22 protein-coding genes are annotated in these 22,672 nt (G+C 70.8%); 9 read left to right on the forward strand and 13 right to left on the reverse strand.

Features of this window, described 5'->3' with window-relative positions:
- Positions 1-3: 3 nt before the first annotated feature.
- Complete coding sequence (locus E1295_RS23035) at positions 4-879, reverse strand: UbiA family prenyltransferase (protein WP_132632500.1); 876 nt, start codon at positions 877-879, stop codon at positions 4-6.
- A gap of 209 nt (positions 880-1,088) precedes the next feature.
- Here E1295_RS23035 and leuA point away from each other — a divergent pair, with 209 nt between their 5' ends.
- Complete coding sequence (gene leuA, locus E1295_RS23040; RefSeq protein WP_132632502.1) at positions 1,089-2,759, forward strand: 2-isopropylmalate synthase; 1,671 nt, start codon at positions 1,089-1,091, stop codon at positions 2,757-2,759.
- Between the two features lie 285 nt (positions 2,760-3,044).
- Here the strand turns inward: leuA and E1295_RS23045 are convergent, their stop codons facing one another.
- The 3 genes from E1295_RS23045 to E1295_RS23055 are packed head-to-tail and all read right to left on the reverse strand — an operon-like array spanning position 3,045 to position 5,492.
- Complete coding sequence (locus E1295_RS23045; RefSeq protein WP_132632504.1) at positions 3,045-3,854, reverse strand: metallophosphoesterase family protein; 810 nt, start codon at positions 3,852-3,854, stop codon at positions 3,045-3,047.
- A 2-nt stretch (positions 3,855-3,856) separates the two neighbouring features.
- Positions 3,857-4,066 carry a DUF5988 family protein gene (locus E1295_RS23050; protein ID WP_132632506.1) on the reverse strand — a complete coding sequence of 70 codons (210 nt, stop codon included), beginning with the start codon at positions 4,064-4,066 and terminating at the stop codon, positions 3,857-3,859.
- 13 nt (positions 4,067-4,079) lie between these two features.
- Positions 4,080-5,492: an acyl-CoA carboxylase subunit beta gene (locus tag E1295_RS23055; protein WP_132632508.1), complete on the reverse strand. Its 1,413-nt coding sequence runs from the start codon at positions 5,490-5,492 to the stop codon at positions 4,080-4,082.
- Between the two features lie 322 nt (positions 5,493-5,814).
- On the opposite strand from E1295_RS23055, the gene E1295_RS23060 reads away from it, so the two are divergent.
- Entirely contained in the window at positions 5,815-7,023 is a 1,209-nt protein-coding gene (locus tag E1295_RS23060; protein ID WP_132632510.1) for an NAD(P)-dependent malic enzyme, read from the forward strand.
- 11 nt (positions 7,024-7,034) lie between these two features.
- Here the strand turns inward: E1295_RS23060 and E1295_RS23065 are convergent, their stop codons facing one another.
- Both E1295_RS23065 and E1295_RS23070 read right to left on the reverse strand, forming a co-directional pair.
- Entirely contained in the window at positions 7,035-7,463 is a 429-nt protein-coding gene (locus E1295_RS23065; RefSeq protein WP_132632512.1) for a nucleoside deaminase, read from the reverse strand.
- Positions 7,464-7,489: 26 nt separating this feature from the next.
- Entirely contained in the window at positions 7,490-8,353 is an 864-nt protein-coding gene (locus tag E1295_RS23070) for a DUF4429 domain-containing protein (protein WP_132632514.1), read from the reverse strand.
- A gap of 50 nt (positions 8,354-8,403) precedes the next feature.
- Between E1295_RS23070 and E1295_RS23075 the strand changes: the two genes are divergently transcribed.
- A complete protein-coding gene (locus E1295_RS23075) occupies positions 8,404-8,988 on the forward strand; it encodes an HD domain-containing protein (RefSeq protein WP_132632516.1) in 585 nt (194 codons plus the stop codon).
- A gap of 17 nt (positions 8,989-9,005) precedes the next feature.
- Here the strand turns inward: E1295_RS23075 and E1295_RS23080 are convergent, their stop codons facing one another.
- Positions 9,006-9,716, reverse strand: a complete 711-nt coding sequence (locus E1295_RS23080) for a FadR/GntR family transcriptional regulator (protein WP_132632518.1) — start codon at positions 9,714-9,716, stop codon at positions 9,006-9,008.
- A gap of 141 nt (positions 9,717-9,857) precedes the next feature.
- Here E1295_RS23080 and E1295_RS23085 point away from each other — a divergent pair, with 141 nt between their 5' ends.
- The 5 genes from E1295_RS23085 to E1295_RS23105 are packed head-to-tail and all read left to right on the forward strand — an operon-like array spanning position 9,858 to position 16,266.
- Positions 9,858-11,465 (forward strand): ABC transporter substrate-binding protein, encoded by a 1,608-nt coding sequence (locus E1295_RS23085; protein ID WP_132632520.1) that lies wholly within the window; start codon positions 9,858-9,860, stop codon positions 11,463-11,465.
- Positions 11,462-12,421: an ABC transporter permease gene (locus E1295_RS23090; protein WP_132632522.1), complete on the forward strand. Its 960-nt coding sequence runs from the start codon at positions 11,462-11,464 to the stop codon at positions 12,419-12,421. The genes E1295_RS23085 and E1295_RS23090 overlap by 4 nt, the downstream gene beginning before the upstream one ends.
- Positions 12,418-14,382 (forward strand): dipeptide/oligopeptide/nickel ABC transporter permease/ATP-binding protein, encoded by a 1,965-nt coding sequence (locus tag E1295_RS23095; RefSeq protein WP_132632524.1) that lies wholly within the window; start codon positions 12,418-12,420, stop codon positions 14,380-14,382. The genes E1295_RS23090 and E1295_RS23095 overlap by 4 nt, the downstream gene beginning before the upstream one ends.
- Positions 14,375-15,364: an oligopeptide/dipeptide ABC transporter ATP-binding protein gene (locus tag E1295_RS23100; RefSeq protein WP_246080252.1), complete on the forward strand. Its 990-nt coding sequence runs from the start codon at positions 14,375-14,377 to the stop codon at positions 15,362-15,364. Before E1295_RS23095 ends, E1295_RS23100 begins: the two co-directional genes overlap by 8 nt.
- The gene (locus E1295_RS23105) at positions 15,361-16,266 is read left to right on the forward strand and encodes a dihydrodipicolinate synthase family protein (protein WP_132632528.1); all 906 of its coding nucleotides are present in this window, start codon (positions 15,361-15,363) and stop codon (positions 16,264-16,266) included. The genes E1295_RS23100 and E1295_RS23105 overlap by 4 nt, the downstream gene beginning before the upstream one ends.
- A gap of 89 nt (positions 16,267-16,355) precedes the next feature.
- On the opposite strand, the gene E1295_RS23110 is transcribed toward E1295_RS23105, so the two are convergent.
- The 6 genes from E1295_RS23110 to E1295_RS23135 all read right to left on the reverse strand — a co-directional run bounded on the left by E1295_RS23110 (position 16,356) and on the right by E1295_RS23135 (position 21,825).
- The gene (locus E1295_RS23110) at positions 16,356-16,613 is read right to left on the reverse strand and encodes a DUF1876 domain-containing protein (RefSeq protein WP_132340521.1); all 258 of its coding nucleotides are present in this window, start codon (positions 16,611-16,613) and stop codon (positions 16,356-16,358) included.
- Positions 16,614-16,673: 60 nt separating this feature from the next.
- On the reverse strand, positions 16,674-18,335 hold the full coding sequence (locus E1295_RS23115; RefSeq protein ID WP_132632542.1) for a catalase: 1,662 nt from the start codon (positions 18,333-18,335) through the stop codon (positions 16,674-16,676).
- Positions 18,336-18,444: 109 nt separating this feature from the next.
- Entirely contained in the window at positions 18,445-18,819 is a 375-nt protein-coding gene (locus E1295_RS23120) for a BlaI/MecI/CopY family transcriptional regulator (RefSeq protein ID WP_132632530.1), read from the reverse strand.
- Between the two features lie 63 nt (positions 18,820-18,882).
- A complete protein-coding gene (locus E1295_RS23125; protein WP_132632532.1) occupies positions 18,883-19,908 on the reverse strand; it encodes a sugar kinase in 1,026 nt (341 codons plus the stop codon).
- Positions 19,905-20,672, reverse strand: a complete 768-nt coding sequence (locus E1295_RS23130; protein WP_132632534.1) for an IclR family transcriptional regulator — start codon at positions 20,670-20,672, stop codon at positions 19,905-19,907. The genes E1295_RS23125 and E1295_RS23130 overlap by 4 nt, the downstream gene beginning before the upstream one ends.
- A gap of 49 nt (positions 20,673-20,721) precedes the next feature.
- Complete coding sequence (locus tag E1295_RS23135) at positions 20,722-21,825, reverse strand: winged helix DNA-binding domain-containing protein (RefSeq protein WP_132632536.1); 1,104 nt, start codon at positions 21,823-21,825, stop codon at positions 20,722-20,724.
- Positions 21,826-21,922: 97 nt separating this feature from the next.
- Here E1295_RS23135 and E1295_RS23140 point away from each other — a divergent pair.
- Positions 21,923-22,672 (forward strand): AfsR/SARP family transcriptional regulator (locus tag E1295_RS23140; RefSeq protein WP_246080254.1); only part of this gene is annotated, 750 nt, incomplete at its 3' end.

The following is a 22,672-nucleotide window of genomic DNA, read 5'->3' on the forward strand; positions in this document are numbered from 1 at the left end:
GGTTCAGAGGAGGGCCAGGATCACCAGGCCGTGCAGGGCGTACTGGGTGGCCATGAAGGCGCCGTACGGCTCACGGCGGCACCCCTTGAGACACAGGACCGTGATGGCGAGCGCGCCCGCGACCATGGCGATGGCGCTGGGCCACAGCGGCAGCTCCAGAAGCAGCACGGCGGCCGTGAAGGCGAGCGCCAGGCCGATGGCGACGGCGCAGATCGTCCACCGCAGGGTGCGCTCCCCGTGCGTGACCGCGAAGGTCGTACGGCCGGCCTGCGCGTCGCCCTCGATGTCGGGCAGGTCCTTGGTCGTCGACCCCACCAGCGCGGTCCAGAGCGAGGCCGCCGGCACGAACACGAGCAGCATGAGCGACACCCTGAACTCGTTGGCGTAGGCGAGCGCGCCCGCGCCGTAGGTGAGCACGGTGGCGGCACCTCCGGTCAGGACCGTGCCGCCTGAGCTGCGCTTGAGCGGGAACGGCGGGCCGGAGTACAGGTAGCCGAGCACCAGCACGACCGTGAGCAGCAGACCCATCACCGGGTCGAGCGCGAAACCGCTGAGCAGGCTCACCACGGCGGCGCCGAGCGCCACCGCGGTCGCGAAGGCGGGAGGCAGGTCGCCCCTGCAGATGGGCCTGCGCGAGCCGTTCAGGCGGTCCTCGGACACGTCCATGACGCCGTTGAAGAGGTAGACCGAGAAAATCATCAGCACCCATGTCAGGGCGCCCCAGGCCGTTCTGCCGAGATGCCCGTCGGCGCCGGCGACCTGCGCGCACAATGCGGTGCCGGTCAGAAAACGCAGCAAAAAGATCATTTGCACGGAAGGGCGAGACTCTGCCAGACACAGACCGCCGCGCCGCAGCGCCACGGTTTCGATGGTCGCCATGATCGGATTGTGCTCGACCACCGGAGGGTGGAGAAGGGGGGTGCGCCTAAAGATACCGGGGTGCGCACTCTCGATACCCGGGCGGATATCTATGGGTAAGGACCGGCACTCTCATGATCCCCGCCCTGTTCGGGGGCACCCGGCCGATTGTACGTTGTGACCGGAGATCTCCTGCAAACAGACCATGACTCAGCCGAAGGAGATTAACCATGGTCACGACCCGACCCGTGGAGCGCTATTCGGACTTTACTCCGTTGGCCCTGCCCGACCGTACGTGGCCGGACAAGAGGATCGTCTCGGCGCCGCGCTGGTTGTCGACGGACCTGCGCGACGGCAACCAGTCCCTGGCCAGCCCGATGTCGCCGGCCAGGAAACTGCAGATGTTCGAGCTGCTCGTCGACATCGGCTACAAGGAGATCGAAGTCGGATTCCCGGTGGCCAGCCAGGACGACTACGACTTCGTGCGCCTGCTCATCGAGGAGAACCGCATTCCCGACGACGTGTGGATCTCGGTGCTGGTGCCGGCGCGGGACGAATTGATCGAGCGTTCGGTCAGCGCGCTTTCCGGTGCCCCTCGCGCCACATTCCACCTTTACAACGCGACCGCGCCGCTGTTCCGGCGCGTGGTGTTCAACATGGACCGTGCGCAGTGCAAGGACCTGGCCGTGCAGGGCACGCGCATGATGATGAAATACGCCGAGCGTGATCTGGCCGATTGCGACCTGCGCTACCAGTACTCGCCGGAACTGTTCAACGAGACCGAGGCGGACTTCGCCCTGGATGTCTGCGAAGCGGTCATGGACGTGTGGAAACCCGGTCCTGGGCGTCCGATCATCCTGAACTTCCCCACCACCGTGGAACGTTCCCTGCCGTCGGTGTTCGCCGACCAGATCGAGTGGCTGGACCGCAACCTGTCCCGCAGGGAGCACGTGTGCCTGTCCATCCATCCGCACAACGACCGCGGCACGGGGGTTGCCGCGGCCGAGCTGGCGATGCTCGCCGGCGCCGAGCGGATCGAGGGCTGCCTGTTCGGCAACGGTGAGCGGGCCGGCAACGTGTGCCTGGTGACGCTCGGCATGAACATGTTCACGCACGGCGTGGACCCCGAGATCGACTTCTCCGACATCGACCGCATCCGCGGCACGGTCGAGCACTGCAACGAGATCCCGGTGCACCCCAGGCACCCGTACGGCGGCGAGCTGGTCTACACCGCCTTCTCCGGCTCCCACCAGGACGCGATCAAGAAGGGGTTCGACGACCTGGAGCGGCAGGCGTCCGAGTCCGGCGCCGACGTCGACGAGCTCCCGTGGACCATGCCGTACCTGCCGGTGGACCCCAAGGACGTGGGGCGCACGTACGAGGCGATCGTGCGGATCAACAGCCAGTCGGGCAAGGGCGGGATCGCGTACGTCATGAGCGCCTGGCACGGCATGGACCTGCCCCGCGAGCTGCAGCGGGAGTTCGCCGGGCTCGTGCAGGAGCGGGCCGACCTGCGGGGCAGCGAACTCTCGCCCGACCAGGTCTGGGAGCTGTTCCAGGAGGAGTACCTCTCGTGCGGCGAGCGGCCCGGCGCCCCGGTCGCGGGCGGCGACAGGATCACCGCGACCCTCCACATGGACGGACAGCGCGAGCAGGCCGTGCGGGCCATCGGCGCCACGCTGGCGCCCCTGGGCGTGGACGTGCGCGCGGTGCACCGCTCCGGCGGCGCCGAGCAGGTCACCAGCATGGAGACGACGGTCTACGCCGAGTGCAAGGTGGACGGCCGGACGGTCTGGGGCGTCGGCGTCGCCACCAACGTGGTGGACGCGGCCCTCACGGCGGTCGGCTCGGCCGCCAGGAGGAGCGGGCGGACGGAGGTCAGGCTCGCGAATGCCAGCTGACGCCCGGCGCACGACAGGCGCACGGCAGCGGCCGCCCTCCGGGGCGGCCGCTGCGGCGTTTCCCGGCCCCCTTCACCGGACATGAGAAAAGCCACCGCTCATTTGCTCCATGAGCGGTGGCCCCGATTCTCGCGGAAGTCCTCGCAAAAGTGGTACGGCGTCTAGCTCAATGTCTCACCTCGCCGGCGGGATAAACACCTTCAAACCGTGTTGCTTGTATTCAAGCGCGGCCGGGAGTCGATTCCCACCCCTAGCTCACCCTTAGGAAGAACGCGAATTCCCCGGTCAGCTTATTTGCCGCAGGCGGCCCGGTTCGGTGGGCCTCGGACGCCATTCGCGGGGATATCCCAGCGAGACCTCCTCGAACCGCACGCCGTTGTGCCAGGTGGTGCGGGGAATGTGCAGGTGCCCGTAGACGACGGTGCGCGCGTTGAACCGTGTGTGCCAGTCGGCGGTGCGCTCGGTGCCGCACCACAGCGCGAAGTCGGGATAGCGCAGGACGTCGGTCGGCCGGCGTACGAGGGGATAGTGGTTCATCAGCACGGTCGGCAGACCGGCGGGCAGCTCGCTCAGCCGCCGCTCGGTCAGCTCGACCCGGGCCGCGCACCAGGCCTGCCTCGACGGGTACGGGTCGGGGTGCAGCAACATCTCGTCCGTGCACACCACGCCACGTTCGTACGCCTGCGCCAGGGCCTCCGCCCGGGAGCGCACGCCGGGGACGCGGAAGGAGTAGTCGTACAACAGGAAGAGCGGCGCCACGACGAGGGAGTCCTCCCAGACCGGGTAGGGATCCTCGGGCGTGACGACGCCCAGATCGCCGCAGAGCCGCACCAGATGGTCGTAACGCTCGGCCCCCCGCAGGCGTACGGGGTCGCGCGGATGGGTCCACAGCTCATGGTTGCCGGGCGTCCACACGACCTTGGCGAAGCGCCCGCTGAGCAGGCGCAGCGCCCATTCGACATCGGCCATGAGCTCGGCGACGTCGCCCGCGATCAGCAACCAGTCGGTGGCGGACCGGGGCCGTAGAGCCTCCACGATCTCCCGGTTGTCCGCATAGCCCACGTGGAGATCGCTGATGGCGAGCAACGCCGACATTCCTACTCCGCGATGGCCGTCCGCATGATCCAGGTGTAGACGGGAAGCTCCTGCCCGTCCACGCGCGTTCGCTCACCTCTGTGGAGGAAGTGCTCGTACCCACTGCCGAAAGGCAGTTTGATCTTCTCGCAGCCCGGCGCGACGGTCAAGAACCGCCGTTCGCTCGGCAGGTGGTTCGGTCCCCCGATGAGCATGACTTTGACGTACGACATGGGTCACCTCGTTTCAGAGCGGGATGTTGGTGTGGCCGCCGCGGGTCTGCGGCGCCCGTGCGAGTGCTTCCGCCAGGCGGAGCCGGGTCTCGAAGGGGGAGATCACCTCGTCCACCACGCCGAGTGCCATGGCCCGGTCGACGCCGCCGGCCGTACGCTGGTGCTCCTCCACCAGGCGGGCGTGCAGGCCGGCCCGCTCCGACTCGGGCACCGCGGCCAGCTTCTTGCGGTGCAGGATGCCCACCGCCGCCTCGGCCCCCATCACCGCCACCTCGGCGTCGGGCCAGGCGTACACCGCGGACGCGCCCAGCGACCTGGAGTTCATGGCGATGTAGGCGCCGCCGTACGACTTGCGGGTGATCAGCGTCACCCGGGGGACGACCGACTCGGCGAAGGCGTGCAGCAGCTTGGCCCCCCGCCTGACGACGCCGCCCCACTCCTGCTGGACGCCCGGCAGATAGCCGGGGACGTCGACCACGACCACGAGCGGCACGCCGAGCGAGTCGCACATCCGTACGAACCGCGAGGCCTTCTCCGCCGACAGCGAGTCCAGGCAGCCGCCCTTGCGCAGCGGGTTGTTGGCGATGACGCCGACCGCCCGGCCGCCGAGCCGCCCCAGCCCGACCACCATGTTGGGGGCCCAGCGGGGTTGCAGCTCCAGGAAGTCGGGGTCCAGCACGGCGCGGACCAGCGGCCGGACGTCGTAGGCGCGTCGCGGCATGTCGGGCAGCAGCGCGCGCAGGTCGCGCGGCTCGCTCAGCGCGGCGAAGTCGTGTTGGCCCGGCCGGGTGAAGAACCCGGTCAGCAGGCGGGCGCGGTCGTACGCGGCCTCCTCCGAGTCGACCGTGACGTGGGCGACGCCCGACTTGGGGCCGTGCGCGTCGGGGCCGCCGAGCCCGGCCATGTCGATGTTCTCGCCCGTGACGGTACGCACGACGTCGGGCCCGGTGATGAAGACCCGGCCGGCGTCCGACATGATGATCACGTCGGTCAGCGCGGGCCCGTACGCCGCCGCGCCCGCGGCCGGCCCGAGCACGACCGAGATCTGCGGGACAAGGCCGGAGGCGGCCGTCATGGCGGCGAACATGCGCCCCACGCCGTCCATCGACTCCACGCCGTCGGCCAGCCGGGCGCCGCCGGAGTGCCACAGCCCGATCACCGGGCAACGCCGGCGCACGGCCAGCTGGATGGCCTCGACGATCCGGTTCGCGCCCGCCCAGCCGAGCGCGCCCCCCATGATCGTCGCGTCGGTGCAGTAGGCGATGACGGGCGAGCCGTCGATCAGCCCGTGCACGGCCTGCACGCCGCTGTCGTCGTCGCCGTGTATCGGCACCGCCGAGTCGGGATCCATGAGTCGCGAGAAGCGCACCGATGGAGTCCTCGGATCAAGTATTGCTTCCGTGGGAAAAGCGGTCAGGACCGTCATCGTTGTCCTTTCGCCGGAATCTGTCCTTCGAAATGTCGCGGGTGACCCCTATCGCGGACAACCCCTATCGCCTCGTACCTCTAGCAGGGGAGCCCTCGGACGTAGGGGGGTCGTGGGGTGACCGGTAAATGAACGCCGTGTGACACTCGAGCGTGTGTTGTTCTTTCAGCGTGCCGGCCGGTCACGGCAGGCGCAGAAAGGTGCGGAAATCATGAAACGCACACAGCTCAAGAAAGCCCGGCAGACCTCACGTAATCCCAAGTTCGAGGCGCCGGACACGCGCACTCCGTCCGGCCGGCTGCTGCGGTTCTAGGAGCCCGACATGACTACCGAGATCACCGCGCCGGCCATCGGCCTCGCCGCCCTGCTCGACCAGGACCCGGCCTTCCGCCTGCACGAGGGCGGCAAGCTAGAGACGCGCCCGTCCGTCCAGGTGCGCGACCTCCACGAGCTCTCCCTCGCCTACACGCCGGGCGTGGCCCGCGTCTGCACCGCCATCGCCGAGCGGCCTGAACTGGCCGACGACTACACGTGGCGTTCCAACGTCGTGGCGGTCGTCACCGACGGCACCGCCGTGCTCGGGCTCGGCGACATCGGGCCCACCGCGGCGATGCCGGTCATGGAGGGCAAGGCGCTGCTGTTCAAGCAGTTCGGCGGCGTGGACTCCGTGCCCATCTGCCTCGACTGCACGGACGTCGACGAGCTGGTGGAGACGATCGTCCGGATGGCCCCGTCGTTCGGCGGCATCAACCTCGAGGACATCAGCGCGCCGCGCTGCTTCGAGGTGGAGCGCCGGCTCAGGGAAGTGCTGGACATCCCCGTCTTCCACGACGACCAGCACGGCACGGCCATCGTGGTGCTGGCCGCGCTGCGCAACGCGGCGCGGGTGACCGGCCGGCGGCTGTGGGACCTGCGCGCCGTCGTGGCGGGCGCGGGCGCCTCGGGCCTCGCGGTCGCGAGCATGCTGCTGAACGCCGGCATCGGCGAGGTCGCCGTCTCCGACAGCAAGGGTGTGCTCCACACCGGCCGCGACGACCTCAACCCCCACAAGGCGCTCATCGCGGGCTGCACCAACCAGTCCGGGCACACCGGCACGACCGAGGAGGCCCTGGCCGGGGCGGACGTCTTCATCGGACTGTCGGGCTCGACGGTCAGAGAGCGGGCCATCGCCTCCATGGCGCCCGGCTCCATCGTCTTCGCGCTGTCCAACCCCGAGCCCGAGATCCACCCCGGGATCGCCCGGGAGCACGCCGCCGTCGTGGCCACCGGGCGCAGCGACTTCCCCAACCAGATCAACAACGTGCTGGCCTTCCCCGCGGTCTTCAGGGGCGCCCTGTCGGCCCGCGCCTCGGCCATCACCGAGAACATGAAGATCGCCGCCGCTCACGCCCTGGCCGCCGTGGTCGAGGAGGAACTGTCGGCCGACCGGATCATCCCGGAGGCGTTCGACCCCCGCGTCGTGCCCGCCGTCGCCGCCGCGGTCGCCGACCAGGCCCGCCGTGACGGCGTGGCCCGGCTCCCGGGCCTCTGAGCCGGCGCCGGTCAGCGGTAGTAGCCCTCGACCGGCACACGGGCCTCGGCGTAGAGGGCGGGACCCTCGCTGGGCGGGTCGGTGAAGGCGGTGCCGGGCGGCTTGAGCCCGTCGAGCTGCTCGCCGGACAGCGCGTAGACGACCCGGCCGAGGCCCGAGCGCGCGATGGCGCCCGCGCACATGCCGCACGGCTGGCAGCTGGTGTACATCGTCGTGGCGGCGGCGGTCGCCGGGTCGAGCTCGCGGCCGGCCCAGCGTGCCAGCTTGAGCTCCGGATGGGCGGTGATGTCGCGGTCGGTGAGCGAGGAGTTGCGCTCCTCGGCCAGGACGGTCCCGTCGGGCCCGGCCAGCAGCGAGCCGAACGGCGGGTTGCCGCCCGCGCGGGCCTCGCCCGCCAGCGCGATGGCGCGGCGCAGGAGCTTGTCTTCGTCGGGTGTCATCGGATCTCCCTGGCTGAGGCCTTGGCCTACGACTCTTGCAGGCGGCGGATCACGGCCTGCTTGGCCGCGGTGAACTCCTCGTCGGTCAGCACTCCGGCGCGGTGCAGCTCGCCCAGTTCGGCCAGGCGGCGCAGCACGGCGTCGTGCACGTCGTCGGAGCCGGGCACCGGCGCGGGCGGCAGTTCGGGGACGTCGCGCGGCAGCCGGGCGAGCACGGCGGCGGCGACCAGGGCCGTCGCGCCCCCGAAACGCTGGATGCCCCAGGCCACGCAGCGCGTGTCCTTCTGCGGCGGCTGCTGGACGGGCCGTTCGCCCTTGATGCGGAAGCGCAGCGTGCCGTAGGCCATGCCGGACTGGGGTTTCCACTCCACCCCGGCGATGTCGGACAGCGGGAACTCCTGCGAACCCGCCTTCTCCTTGTCGGTGCTCGCGAAGCCGGTCCACTCCAGGCGCACGCGATCGCCGTCGAACAGGGCGGTGCCGTCGCCGGCGGTGGCGGAGATGGGCACCGGCGGGGGCGGCAACAGGTAGTCCTCGCAGGGGCCGCTCGGCGTCTGGTAGACGAGCAGGGTGTCACGGACCTCGTCGGCGAAGTATTCGCCCGCTCCCGCGCGGTTCTTCGGGACCGCCAGCCGGTAGGGGTCGGCGGGCGGCGCCAGCAGGCCGGCGACGATGTCGGACAGCGCGTCTGCGCCCTTGCGCAGGCGCAGCCGTACGTGGCCGCCCTTGCGGCCCGGTTCGTACGTCATCCCCGCGATCGCCGCCAGCGGGACCACCACCTCGCCCAACGTCCTGCGCAGCTCGTGGACGTCCTTGTCGCTGCCCGGCACGATGCGCAGCACTTCTCCGTTGAATGTCCACAACCCGTCGGGGACGGCGATCTCGGCCATAGTGTTCAGCGTAGGACAACTATGGGGCCCGGCCATAGCGGGAGGAAAGCATGCAGACCTTCACGAGCTGGACGTCCTGGGAGCAGGCGGAAGGGCCTGTCGGCAAGCTGCTCCCGCCGGAGACCGTGGGCGCCCTGCGCGACGCGGTGGCCTTCGCGCGGCGCTGGCACGGGGCCCAGCAGCGGCCCACGGGGCGCCCCTACCTCGATCACCTGCTGGAGGCGCTGGAGGTGGCCGTCGCCGGCGCCGGGGTGGACGAGCGGGACGTGCTCGTGGCGATCGTGCTGCACGACGTGCTGGAGGACACGGCGTGCACGGAGGCGGAGATCGCCAACCGGTTCGGGCCCCGCGTGGCCGCCCTGGTGCGCTGGGTGAGCAGACCGCGCGGCGGCGTGAAGGCCGACTATCTGGCCGCCCTGGTCAAGGCTCCGCCGCAGGCCGTGCTGGTGAAGCTGGCCGACCGGGCCAGCAACGTGCAGGAACTGCAGCGCATGCCGTGGCGCTTCCAGCGCAGCTACTACTTCGAGACGGTCGCCTACATCCTGCCGCTGGCGGGGGTGCATCCGTGGTTCGCGACGTGGTTCGCGCAGTGGCGCGAGCACTGGCGGCGCGTGGAGCGCTGGCCCGCCCGCTGACGGCCTTGCCCGCTGCCTCATGAGGTGATCCGGCCCACGCGGTTGCGTACGCCCTTGAAGTGGGCGTGCACGGCGGACACCGCGCCGGCCCGGTCGCCCGCGAGCACGGCGGTGTAGATGTCGCGGTGCCGCGTGACCACGTCGTCGGGCGACTCGTCGGGCGCCCCGAGCTGGTCGCGCAGCTGGTAGTAGACGTCCCAGAACGCGCCGAGCAGCTGGCCGACGAGCGGGTTGCCGAGCGGCCGGTAGAGGAGGTCGTGGAAGAGGCGGTCGGTCTCCGGGGAGACGGGCCCGGCCTGCGCCTCGGCCTCCATCCTGACGATGACGTCGGCCACCGGCGTCAGGTCGGCGGCGGGGCCGAGCTCGATGAGGCGTTCCACGAGGCCGCTCTCCAGGATCTCGCGGATCTCGATGAGGTTGGCCAGGTGGTTCTTGCCGTTCTGCAGCGTGATGCGGCTGTGGAAGGTCAGTTCGTTGACGAGCCCCGCCAGCGACATCCGCCCGACGAACATGCCGAAGCCGTGCCGGATGTCGACGATGCCGACGGCCTGCAGGGCCTTCAGCGCCTCCCTGATCGAGTTGCGGCTGACCTGCAGCTCCTCCATCAGCTCCGACTCGGTGGGCAGGGGGTCGCCCGCCACCAGCCCGCGCCTCACGATGAGGTCCTTCACGCCCTCCTGGGCCTCCACGGCCCTGCTCGGGCGTACCGGGCGCGGGACAGTCGTCATGAACAGTCACCTTCTCATAGCCACTTACGTAACATTACGGAAATCTTTGGTTGACCCCGGGCCGCATTGCCATCTAGCGTCCCACTTACGCAAAAGATAGGACATGGGACGTCCCATGTTCTACCCCCCCAGGAGGCATCCGTGAGCTCTGACTTCAGCCGCCGCGACTTCCTGCGTTACAGCGGAGCGACGGGTGCGGCGGCGTTCATCGCGGCCACCGTCGCCGCCTGTTCCGGAGGCCCGGCATCGACCGGCTCGGTCGGCGCCGGATCCAACAAGGACCTGATCACCGCCGTCATCGGGTACGGCAACGACCAGAGCTGGGACCCCACGCAGACCGCGTCCGCCTTCTCGATGGCGGCGATCAACCACGTCTACGAAGGACTGCTCGACACCGACCCGATCACCCGCGAGCCGTACGCCGCGCTCGCCACCGAGCTGCCGTCCGACCTGGACGCGACCTCATGGACGTTCACCCTCCGCGAGGGCGCCACGTGGCACGACGGGAAGCCGGTCACCGCCGACGACGTCGTCTTCACCTTCGAACGTGTCCTCGACCCCGAGGCGAACGTGCTGATCGGCAACTTCTTCAGATCCTGGCTGGAAGAGGTGAAGAAGGTCGATGACCGCAGTGTCGAGCTGGTCTTCAAGTTCCCCTTCGCCGACGCCGCGCCCCGGCTGACCATCGCCAAGATCATGCCCAAGCACGTGTTCGGCCAGCCCGGCGCCTGGGACCAGGCCAAGGGCGGCAAGGCCGTGGGTTCGGGGCCGTACAAGCTGGTCGCGCACAACCCCAAGTCGAACACCTCCTTCGAGGCGCACGACGGCTACAACGGCCCGCGCCCGGCCACGGTCAAGAAGATGAACTGGCTGACCATCGTCGACGCCGCCGCCCGCGTGGCCAAGATCTCCGGCTCGTCCGCCGAGGCGCAGATCGCCGACAACATCCCTTACGCCAACGTCGACCAGCTCAAGCAGCAGGGGCTGACGGTCGAGGGCGGCAAGGGCATGAACCACATGTTCCTGATGTTCAACACGGCCACCAAGCCGTTCGACGACGTACGGGTGCGCCAGGCGCTGCACTACGCGATCGACAAGCAGAAGATGATCGACGTGGCGCTCAAGGGCCACGGCACGGCCTCCAGTTCCTTCCTCAACGAGGGCCACCCCGACCACAAGCGGGCCTCCGTCGTCTACGACTACGACCCCGACAAGGCCAAGGCGCTGCTGAAGGAGGCGGGCGTCAGCAACCTGACGGTCAACCTGATGGCCGTCAACGTGAGCTGGATCGCCGACTGCCTGCCGACCATCGCCGCCTCCTGGGAGGCGGTCGGCATCACGACCACGCTGGAGCCGCAGGACACGGCGGCGTTGTTCACCAAGATGGACCAGTTCCAGGACTACCAGGTGGTCGCCGCCGCCTCGAACCCCAACCAGTTCGGCATGGACGCCGACCTGATCTGCCGCTACAACTTCGTCGAGGGCGGCCTGTGGATGAAGTACGCCCACTACGACGGCAGCAAGGACGCCAAGGCGCTGTTCGCCCTGATGGACGAGGCCACCAAGGAACCGGACAAGGAGAAGAAGCAGGCCACGGTCCACAAATATCTGGACATGATCGCTGAGCAGGCCGTGCTCTACCCGGTCGTCCACACCGAGCTCATGACCGCCTGGGACGCCAAGAAGGTGTCCGGCATCGAGGCCCAGCCGTACCCCGGCATCAACCTCCTGCAGGCCAAGAGGACATGACGCTCGTCGCCCGGATGCTGCTGCGGCGGCTCCTCATCCTCGTCCCGCTCGTGCTCGGCGTGGTCGCGTTCGTGTTCATCGTGATGCGCTTCTCCAACAGCAAGCCGGAGTACGCCTACTTCCAGGGCGCGAACCCGACCCCCGAGCAGATCCACCAGTTCCAGCTCGAGAACGGGCTGCTGGACCCGCTCCCGCTGCGCTACGTCCGCTTCGTCATGGATCTGGCGCAGGGCGACATGGGCACCAGCGTGCTCACCAAGAAGCCGGTCATCGAGTCGGTGACGACGGCCCTGCCGCTGACGTTGCAGCTGACGTTCCTCGGCCTGGTCGTAGGGCTGGTGCTGGCGTTCGTGCTCGGCGTGGTCGCGGCGCTCTACCGCGACCGCTGGCCCGACCAGCTCGTCCGCCTGGTGTCGCTGATCGGGGTGGCCGCGCCGTCGTTCTGGCTGGCGCTGCTGATGATCCAGTGGCTGGCGGTCGGGGAGGGGCTGTTCCCCACCGGCGGCTACATCAACCCGGCCGACTCGTTCGCCGGCTGGCTGCGGTCGATGACGCTGCCCGCCCTGTCGTTGTCGTTGCCGATCGCCGCCCAGCTCACCCGCATCATCCGCACGTCGGTGGTGGAGGAACTGGACCGCGACTACGTGCGCACCGCGTACGGCAGCGGCCTGCCGCCGATCGTGGTCGTCGGTAGGAACGTGCTGCGCAACGCCCTCATCAACCCGCTGACCGTGCTCGGCCTGCGCATCGGCTACCTGATCGGCGGCACCGTGGTCATCGAGACGATCTACGGCCTGCCCGGCATGGGACAGCTCATGATCAACGCCGTGCGCGACGGCGACCCCGCCGTCGTCCAGGGCGTCGTGCTGACCATCGCCGTCGGCTTCATGATCGTCAACCTGGTCGTCGACGTCCTCTACCTGCTGGTCAACCCCCGCCTCAGGAGCGCCTCATGAGACGTGGACTCACCGACCGCCTGGCCCGCCCCGGCGTGACGTTCCGCAGGCTGAAGCCGCTGTCGTGGATCTCGCTCGGCCTCATCGCCGCCGTCGTGCTGGCGGCGGTGCTGGCGCCGCTCATCGCGCCGCACTCGCCGTTCTTCCAGGAGGCGTCCGGCGGCGGCCCGTCGGCCGAGCACTGGATGGGACTCGACAGCGCCAACCGCGACATCCTGTCCAGGCTCCTGTACGGCGCCCGCTGGTCCCTCGTGATCGGCCTCGGCGCGACCGGGCTCGCCCTGGTGGCCGGCGCGGTCATCGGCGCCGTCGCCGCCACCTCGCGCAAGGCCGTGGACGAGACCATCATGCGCCTGCTCGACGTGATCATGGCGTTTCCCGGCATCGCGCTGGCCGCCGTGCTCGTCGCCGTGTTCGGCGGCAGCATCCCCGTCCTCGTCATGGCCATCGCCTTCCTCTACATGCCGTCCGTGGCCAGGGTCGTACGGGCGAACGTCCTCGCCCAGTACGGCGAGGACTACGTCGCGGCCGAGCGCATCATCGGCGCCCGCACCCCGCACATCGTCGTCAAGCACGTCGCGATCAACTGCGCGGCGCCCGTGCTGGTGTTCTGCACGGTGATGGTGGCCGACGCGATCGTGTTCGAGGCGTCGCTGTCGTTCATCGGCGCCGGCGTACGCCCGCCGGACCCGTCGTGGGGCAGCGTCATCGCCGACGGCAAGAACCTCGTGCTGCTCGGCGGCTGGTGGGGCACGGTCTTCCCCGGCCTGCTGATCCTGCTGACCGTGCTCGCCCTGAACATCCTGTCCGAAGGCATCTCCGACGCCTGGGCGGCGCCCGCCGCCCGCAAGGCGCCGGTCACGAAGGACGAGGACGCCTTCGAGCGGGCCCGGCCCGGCTCCGGCGAGGTCGTCGAGCTGCCCGGACTGGCCGAGGCCGCGCAGCGGCTCGCCGAACGCGCCCGCCCGCTGCCCCAAGGGCCGCCCATCCTCACGGTGGAGCGGCTGCGCATCGGGTTCACCGAGGGCGTCGACATCGTCGACGGCATCGGCTTCGAGGTGCGCCCCGGCGAGGTGCTCGGCCTGGTCGGCGAGTCGGGCTGCGGCAAGTCGCTGACCGCGCTCACCATCATGGGCCTGCAACCGCGCGACGCCCGCGTCAGCGGCCACGTGCGCTTCGACCAGCGCGAGCTGCTCTCGCTGCCGCGCCGCGCCCGCCGCCGGCTGCTCGGGCACGAGATGGCGATGATCTACCAGGACGCGCTGTCCTCGCTCAACCCCGCCATGACCATCAAGGCCCAGCTCAAGCAGCTCACCCGCCGCGGCGGCCGGCGCACCCCCGCCGAACTGCTCGAACTCGTCGGCCTCGACGCCCGCCGCACCCTGTCCTCCTACCCGCACGAACTGTCGGGCGGGCAGCGGCAGCGGGTGCTCATCGCGATGGCGCTCTCGCGCGACCCCAAGCTGATCGTCGCCGACGAGCCCACCACCGCGCTCGACGTGACCGTCCAGGCGCAGGTCATCGAGCTGCTGCTGAAGCTGCGCGAGGAACTCGGCTTCGCGCTGATCCTCGTCTCGCACGACCTCGCGCTCGTCGCCGACGTCACCGACCGCGTGGTCGTCATGTACGGCGGCCAGATCGTCGAGACCGGCGCCACCCACTCCCTCGTCGGCGCGCCCGCCCACCACTACGCCCGCGGCCTGCTCGGCTCGGTGTTGTCGCTGGAGTCGGGGGCCGAGCGGCTCACGCAGATCCGCGGCGTCGTGCCCGCGCCGGCCGACTTCCCCGACGGCTGCCGGTTCGCCGACCGGTGCCCGATGGCCACCGACGTGTGCCGTACCGACGCGCCCGTCCTGGACGGCCCCGTGAACGGCGACGCCACGCACGCGGTGGCCTGCCACCACCCGGCGGTCGCCGCGACCGGCACGAACCGCGAGACGAGGAGTGAGCAGCGTGCTTGAGCTCGACGACGTGCACGTCGTGCACAAGGCCCGCTCGGGCGGCCTCTTCACGCGGGACCGCGTCCACGCGCTGACCGGCGCCGACCTCACCGTCGCCGCCGGCGAGACCGTCGGCATCGTCGGCGAGTCGGGCTGCGGCAAGTCGACGCTGGCCAAGGTGCTGGTCGGCCTGCAACGGCCCACCTCCGGCACCGTGACCTACCGCGGCGAGGACCTGTGGTCGCTCAAGGAGTCCGAACGGCGCGCCCTCATCGGGTCGAGCGTCGGCATGATCTTCCAGGACCCGTCCACGGCGCTCAACCGGCGCCTGCCCGTACGGCAGGTGCTGCGCGACCCGCTCAACGTGCACCGCCGCGGCACCCCCGCCCAGCGCGACGCCCGCGTACGCGAGCTGATCGACCTGGTCGGGCTGCCGTCCAGCGCCGCCGAGGCGCTGCCCAGCCAGCTGTCCGGCGGCCAGCGCCAGCGCGTCGCCGTGGCCAGGGCGCTCGCGCTCGAACCCGAGCTCGTCGTCGCCGACGAGCCCACCAGCGCGCTCGACGTGTCCGTCCGCGCCCAGATCCTCAACCTGCTGCTCGACCTGAAGGAACGGCTCGGGCTCGCGCTGGTGTTCGTCTCGCACGACATCCAGACCGTACGCAGGATGAGCGACCGCGTCGTCACCATGTACCTGGGCCGGATCGTCGAGCAGACCCCCGCCCACGCCGTACCGCACAACGCCCGGCACCCGTACACGCGGGCGCTGTTCTCCGCCACCCCCGGGCTGATCTCGCCGATCAACCCGATCCCGCTCGTCGGCGCCGTGCCCTCGGCCACCAGGCCGCCCAGCGGCTGCCCGTTCCGCACGCGGTGCTGGCGGGCCAACGACGCCTGCGCGGCGGAGATGCCCGCGGCGCGGACGGACGACGACCACCTGTTCCACTGCCACCACCCGGTGGCGGCAGGAGCGACCGACCTCGAACTGATCCAGGAGCGCCCATGAGGCTGACCGGTGTGATCCCCCCGGTGTGCACCCCCTTGACCCCCGACCACCAGGTGGACACCGCGTCGCTCACCCGGCTGGTCGGCCATCTGCTGGCCGGGGGAGTGGACGCGCTGTTCGTGCTGGGATCGTCGTCGGAGGTGGCGTACCTGACGGACGCGCAGCGGCGGGTCGTGCTGGACACGGTCGTCGGGCACGTGGCCGGTCAGGTGCCGGTGCTGGCCGGGGTGATCGACATGACGACGCCGCGGGTGCTCGAACACGCCCGCGTCGCCCGTGAGGCCGGGGTGTCCGGGCTGGTGGCGACCGCGCCCTTCTACACGCGCACCCACCCCGACGAGATCCGCACCCATTTCCGTACGATCGCCGCGCGGGGCGGGCTGCCGGTCTACGCCTACGACCTGCCGGTGTCGGTGCACACCAAGCTGAGCGCCGCGCTGGTGCTCGAACTGGCCGCCGAGGGCGTACTGGCCGGGGTCAAGGACTCCAGCGGCGACGACGGCGGCCTGCGCGAGGTCATCATGGGCCGTACGCCGCCGTTCAGCGTGCTGACCGGGTCGGAGGTGACCGTGGACTCGGCCCTGTGGATGGGCGCCGACGGCGTGGTGCCCGGCCTCGGCAACGTCGACCCGCACGGCTACGTCGAGCTCTACCGTTGCGCCTCCCGCGGCGACTGGGAGGCGGCCAGGACCGAGCAGGAGCGCCTGGTCAGGTTGTTCCAGATCGTCCACGTCGGCGGCTCGCGCATGGGCGGCAGCTCGTCCGGCCTTGGAGCGTTCAAGGCCGCGCTGCACCTGCGCGGGATCATCGACTGCCCGATCACCGCGCTGCCGCAGGTCCCGCTCAACGCCGACGAGACCGGCAGGATCGGCAAGCTCCTGGCCGCCGCCGGCCTGCTCTGACCCCCCGGCCGACCGGCCGGCCGGACGGGTCGCTCGTACCGGGCCGGTCGAGCTGGGCCGGTCACATCGGGCCGGTCACCCTGGGCTGGTCACACTGGGCTGGCGAGCTGGGCGACGTCCTCCGCGCCGTCCTGGATGAGCTTCGCCGACAGGTCGGACAACGCCCGCCCGACGGCCAGCTCGTCCCCGATCCCCGGCACGGGCCGGTCGGCGGGGTTGCGCCGGGCCCGGCCCACGCTCTCGTGCCGCTTGCCGTCCGAGGTGAACAGGACCGCCGTGGCCGTGGTCACGGCGTCCTCGTCGTCCTCATGGATCCAGATCTGCACGTTCCACTGCTTGTCGTCCATCGTGGGCACCTCCCCCTCCTCCGAGCCTGCCCCCAGGCAGGCCCGACGTAAAGTGGCAGGTCAGCGCTCGGCGTGCGCGGCGCGCTCGTTCGGCACGCAGTGCGTCATCTTCAGGCCCTCGACGTCGCGGGGGCCGTTCCTGCCGAGCTTGGCCAGCCTGTTGCGGTCCTCCTCGGTGAGGTCCTGGCTCTTCAGCGGCTCCAGCTGCGCCACGTCGTCCGGGCCGATGCCCAGCCCTTCGCCGACGCGCAGCCCGAGATCGTCCTCGGCGAGCAGGAAGTGCCAGACCATGCGCTCCTGGATGCGCCGGTCGCACTGGCGCAGCGCCGAGACGAAGTTGTGCACGAGGTCGTCGCGCTCCCACTGCTCCATCAGCAGGTAGCGCTGCCCGGCCTGGGTGTAGTCGTTGGTACGCGGGATGCGCTTGCGGGTGAGCCGTCCCCTGACCTCCGGCCCGACCTCGTCGGGATGCGGGTACTCGGCCTCGCGCAGGCCGCCGCGCAGCGACGGCTCGTAATTGATGTGCGGGCTCTCGCCCCCGGTGTCGACGAAGTACGTCATCAGCCCGTCGCGCTGGTTGGTGCGGATGGCGGCGTTCCTGGCCTGGTTGACCGGCAGCTGCAGGTAGTTGGGCCCGACGCGGTAGCGCTGCGTGTCGCTGTAGGAGAACGTACGGCCGATGAGCATCTTGTCGTCGGAGAAGTCCAGCCCGTCCACGAGCACACCGGTGCCGAACGCGGCCTGCTCGTTCTCGGCGAACTGGTTCTCCACGTTCCTGTCGAGCACCAGCCGCCCGACCGGCAGGGCGGGGAACTCGTTCTCCGGCCACACCTTGGTGTCGTCCAGCGGGTCGAAGTCGAGCTCGGGATGCTCGTCGTCGCTCATCAGCTGGACCAGCAGCTCCCATTCCGGGTAGTCGCCACGCTCGATGGCGTCGTGCAGGTCCTTGGTGGCGTGCCCCAGGTCGTTCGCCTGGACGGCCGCGGCGTCGGCCTCGGTCATGCTGCGCACGCCCTGCTTGGGCATCCAGTGGTACTTCACCAGGAACGACTCGCCTTCCCGGTTGACCCACTTGTAGGTGTTCACGCCGAACCCCTGCATGTGCCGGTAGTCGGCGGGGATGCCGCGCGGGCTGAACAGGTTGACCAGCATGTGCAGGCTCTCGGGCGTCTGCGACATGAAGTCGAAGATGCGGTTGGGATCCTGCCGGAACGTGACCGGGTCGGGCTTCAGCGAGTGGATCACGTCGGGGAACTTGATGGCGTCCCTGATGAAGAAGACCGCCAGGTTGTTGCCGACCAGGTCCCAGTTGCCGTCCTCGGTGTAGAACTTGACCGCGAAACCGCGCGGGTCGCGGGCGGTCTCGGCGGAGTCCCGGCCGCCGATCACGGTGGAGAAGCGCAGGGCCACGTCGGTGCGCTTGCCCGCCTCCTGGAAGAGCTTGGCTCTGGTGAAGCGGCTGATCGGCTCGTCGCCGAGCTTGCCGTACGCCTCGAAGAAGCCGTAGCTGGTCGTGCCCCTGGCGTGCACCACGCGCTCGGGAATGCGCTCCCGGTCGAAGTGGCTGATCTTCTCCAGGAACTGGTAGTTCTCCAGCGTCGCCGGGCCGCGCGGGCCGATCGTGCGCTGGTTCTGGTTGTCGTAGACCGGGTGTCCCTGCCGGTTGGTGAGCACCTCGCGCTCGTCGTTCGGCCCGGAACCCATACCGGAAACATCAGTCATCATCGTTCCTTCCCCCGGACGAGTCCTCCCCGCCTGCCCCCAAGGCCGGAGCGGAAACAGGAAAAGGTATGGCCCTGAAATGCGGCGCCCGGCCAGGACGGGCGCGCCGTCAGGCGTGGTGGCCCCTGGGGGGACAGACCCGCAGCGCGGCCTCCATGGCGGTGGCCTCCTCGGGCGTGAGCCGCTCGAGGAAGTGGACCAGGGTGGCGGCCTGGTTGCCGCTGGTGGCCAGGGCGTGCCGCATCAGCTCGGCGGTGTAGGCCTCTTTGGTGAAGATCGGCTCGTAGACGTAGGCCCGGCCGACCGGCTCGCGCTTGAGCAGGCCCTTGGTGTGCAGCTTGTCCATCACGGTCATGACCGTGGTGTAGGCGATCTCACGCTCCTGACGGAGGTCTTCGAGGACGTCACGGACGGAGGCGGGCCGGCGGTAGGACCACATCCTGTCCATGATCGTGGACTCGAGCTCTCCCAGCGGGCGCTTCATGGACGCCATGCTACGGCTGCCGTACGGGTCAACCGGGCGGCAACCGCCGACCCGACGTGGTGATCACCTGCTCACGCCGTCGGTGGGCCGGCGCAGCAGGCTCAGGTCGGACCGCCGGGGCAGGCTCTCCCAGTCGCCCTGCGAGGTCACGGCGAACGCCCCCGCCGCGCACGCCGTGCTGAGCCGCTGCGCGGGCTCGGCCCCCGCCAGCCAGTCGGCCAGCCAGCCGGCCGCGAACGCGTCGCCGGCCCCCACGGGGTCGACCTCCGTCACGTCGTAGGGGTCCGCCCGCAGCTCGACGCCGTCGGACAGCTCCATGGCGCCCTCGGCCCCGAACTTGATGAGCACGTGCCGCGGCCCCAGCTTCGCCAGCGCCCCGGCCAGCTCGGTGGCGCCTTCGACGTCGGCGATCAGCCGGCCCTCGGCCTCGGTCGCGAACAGCACGTCCACGTCGCCGACCGTCCGGCGCAGCCACGCCCCCGCCTCGCCGGGCGTCCACAGCGCCCTGCGGTAGTTGACGTCGAGCGAGACGAGCACGCCCGCGGCCCGCGCCTCGGCGATCGCGTGGCGTACGGCCTCACGGGCCGTGCCGGAGAGCGCGGGCGTGATCGCGGAGACGTGCAGCACGCGGGCCGACCTGATCAGCTCGGGGTCGAGGTCGTCGGCGCACAACCGCGAGCCCGCGCTGTCCTTGCGGTAGTAGCGCACGTCGATGAGGTCGGCCGTACGCCTGCCCTTGATCATCAGTCCGGTGGGCGCGTCGGGGTCGGCGATGGCCCGCACGTCCACGCCCTCGCCCAGCAGGGTCTGGCGGATCAGGTCGCCGAACTCGTCGGCCCCGACCCTGCCGACCCAGGCCGCGCGGTGGCCGAGCCGGGCGACGCCGATCGCGACGTTGGACTCGGCGCCGCCCAGGCCCAGGTCGAAGTCGCGGGCGAAGCGCATCGGCCCGGTGCGGCGGGCGGCGAACAGCGCCATGGTCTCGCCGAAGGTGACGAGATCTGTCGTCGATGTGCTCGGCCCGGTGGTGGGCCCTGTCGTCGGCCCTGTCGTCGGCCCTGTCGTCGGCCCGGTGGTCGGCCCCGTCATCGGCACTGGCTACCCAGCTTTCTCGAGATCCGCGCCGCCGCCCCGGCCACCAGCGGCCCCAGCTCCCGTACGCGCGCGGCGGTGATCCGCGAGGACAGGCCGGAGACGGAGATGGCGGCGGCGACCGCGTCGTGGTGGTTGAAGATCGGCGCCGCGACGCAGCGCACCTCGGGCTCGTTCTCGCGGTCGTCGACCGCGTAGCCGCGGCGCCTGGTGTGGGCCAGGTCGGCGCGCAGGCGTTCGGGGTCGACGATCGTGTGCTTGGTCCTCGGCTCCAGGATCAGGTCGGCGAGGGCGTCCTCGGGCTGCCAGGCGAGGATGGCCTTGCCGACCGCCGTGGAGTGGGCGGGGCCGCGGCTGCCGATGCGCGAGCCCATGCGGACGTTGGCGTCGTTCTCCACCTTGTCGATGTAGACGACGTGCGGCGGGTCGTAGACGACGAGGTGGACGGTCTCGCGCACGTCGTTCATCAGCCGGTGCGACTCCTCGGCCGCGACCGCCCGCAGGTCGAGTGTGGCCAGGTAGGACTGGCCGAGCCGCAGCGTGCCGTGGCCCAGCCGGTAGGCGCCCGTCCTGCGGTCGCGGTCGAGCAGCCTGGCCTCGATGAGCGGCGTGGTCAGCCGCAGCACCGTGCTCTTGGGCAGTCCAGCCGCCTCGGCCAGCTCCGTCAGTGACAGGCCGGAGTGCTCGCGGACGTGCTCCAGCACGGCCAGCGCACGTCTGAGCGAGGCGGACTGGTTACGTTCTGGCACGTGGGCCACCATACCGACCCTGGCCGCTTTTGCAGCACATCGTTCTGCACTGCAGAATCGTTCACGAGCGGGAGGGGCCGTCCGCGACGGCGATCGTGTGCTTGTCGCCCGGGGCCAGGAACTCCAGCAGCCGCCGGCCCTCCTCCTCTGCCTCGTCCATGACGGGGATCGGCTCCCACCGGTGCAGGGTGAGCGTGGAGGTGCCTCTGGCCCGGGTGACCGTCCAGTCGCCGGCCGCGAGGCCGTCCACGAGGATGATGCGCGGGAGGGAGGCGTTCTTGCCCATGAAGCTCTTCAGCGTGGCGGACGCGCGTTCCGTCAGGACCCTGGACCGGTCGGCGTGCGACAGGAACAGGTTGTCGAAGTCGTACATCAGCCGGACCGGCGCGGGGGTGTCCTCGTCGGGGCGGGGAGCTCCGGGCAGGTCGTACAGGGTCCTGCCGTTCTCGCCGGTGAAGCGCGCCAGGTCCAGCGACTCGGCCACCTCGCCGAGCCGGGTCAGCCCCGACCAGGTCTGCACGTCCATCATCGACGCGGGGCCGAACGCCGCCAGATAGCGCAGCACCAGCTCCGCGGGCGTCATCGGCGGCGCCTCGAAGCCCAGCCAGGACTCTGCGGTCGTGTGGGCGGCGGGCCCGCTCCTGCCCCAGAGCCCGCGCGGCGGCACCTGCACCAGCGGCAGCAGCCAGCGCACGGCCTGGCCCAGCGCGTGGGGATCGTGCGACGGCCACCGTTCGGCCAGCGCCCGCCCCAGGTCGGCGAACGTCATGGGCCGCGCCTCCAGCAGCGCCCGGCCCGCGCCCGCCAGCTCGTCCAGGTCCACCCCCCGCAGCCGCCCGCCGAACGCGCCGAGGGCGCTGCGTTCGCCCACGACCTGCAGCAGGGGCCGCATGGACAGGCAGTCGCGGGCGGTGACGAGGTGGATGGTCGAGCGCTGCAACGCGATGCGGACCAGCCGGCGCGAGGACAGCAGGCCGGCCGCGTCGTCGGGCTTGAACCCCTCGATGCGGCTCCACAGGCCGGTGTACCAGGTGTGCGGCGTCTGGGCCTGGAGGCCGCCCAGGTGCTCCACCACCTCGGTCACGGAGCGGGTGGTACGGCGCAGCAGGTACTGCCTGTCCAGGGTGGCCCGGTTGAGCGCCCTGCGGCTGAGGACGGGATGCATGGCCCCACGGTAGAGGGCAATGCGGCCAATTACGGACCGCAATGGCGGGCGATGGCCGGTTCGATCGTGCGCGGCGCTGTCGTACCGTGTCAGCATCGTGCTGACCTTCCGCGTGCTCGGCCCGCTCGCCGCACACCTCGACGGCGAGCCGGTCGCGCTGGGCAGGCCCCGCCAGCGTTCCGTGCTCGCCCGCCTGCTGGCCGCCGGTGGCCGGGCGGTGCCGGTCGACCGCCTCATCGACGACCTCTACGCCCACGAGGTGCCGCCCAAGGCGCTCGCGGCCGTCCAGTCGTACGTGTCCAACCTGCGCCGGGCCCTGGAGCCGGGCAGGTCGCCGCGCGCGCCCGCCGGCGTGCTCGTCACCCAGCCGCCCGGTTACGCGCTGCGCCTGGAGGCGGGGGCGGTGGACGCGTGGAGGTTCGAGAGCATCGTGAGCGACCCGGCGGCCGGCCACGAGCGGCTCGCCGAGGCTCTCGCGCTCTGGCAGGGCCCCGCCTACCAGGAGTTCGCCGGTGCCCACTGGGCCGACGCGGAGGCGGCGCGGCTGGAGGAGCTGCGGTCGTCCGCCGTCGAGCGCCACGCCGACGCCGTCATCCGGCTGGGCCGTGCGGCGGCGGCCGTACCCGACCTGGAGCGGCTGGCGGGGGAGCACCCGCTGCGCGAGGGGGCGTGGGCGCTGCTGGCCAGGGCCCTCTACCGGTGCGGGCGGCAGGGTGAGGCGCTCGGCGCGTTGCGCAGGGCCCGCGCCCACCTGGCCGAGGAGCTCGGCGTCGACCCAGGCCCGGAGCTGCGGCGGCTGGAGCAGGACATCCTCGCCCAGGCCGCGCACCTCAGCGAGGCCTGGCTC

Source organism: Nonomuraea mesophila (genome assembly GCF_004352805.1).
GTDB classification, from domain to species: Bacteria; Actinomycetota; Actinomycetes; order Streptosporangiales; family Streptosporangiaceae; genus Nonomuraea; species Nonomuraea longispora.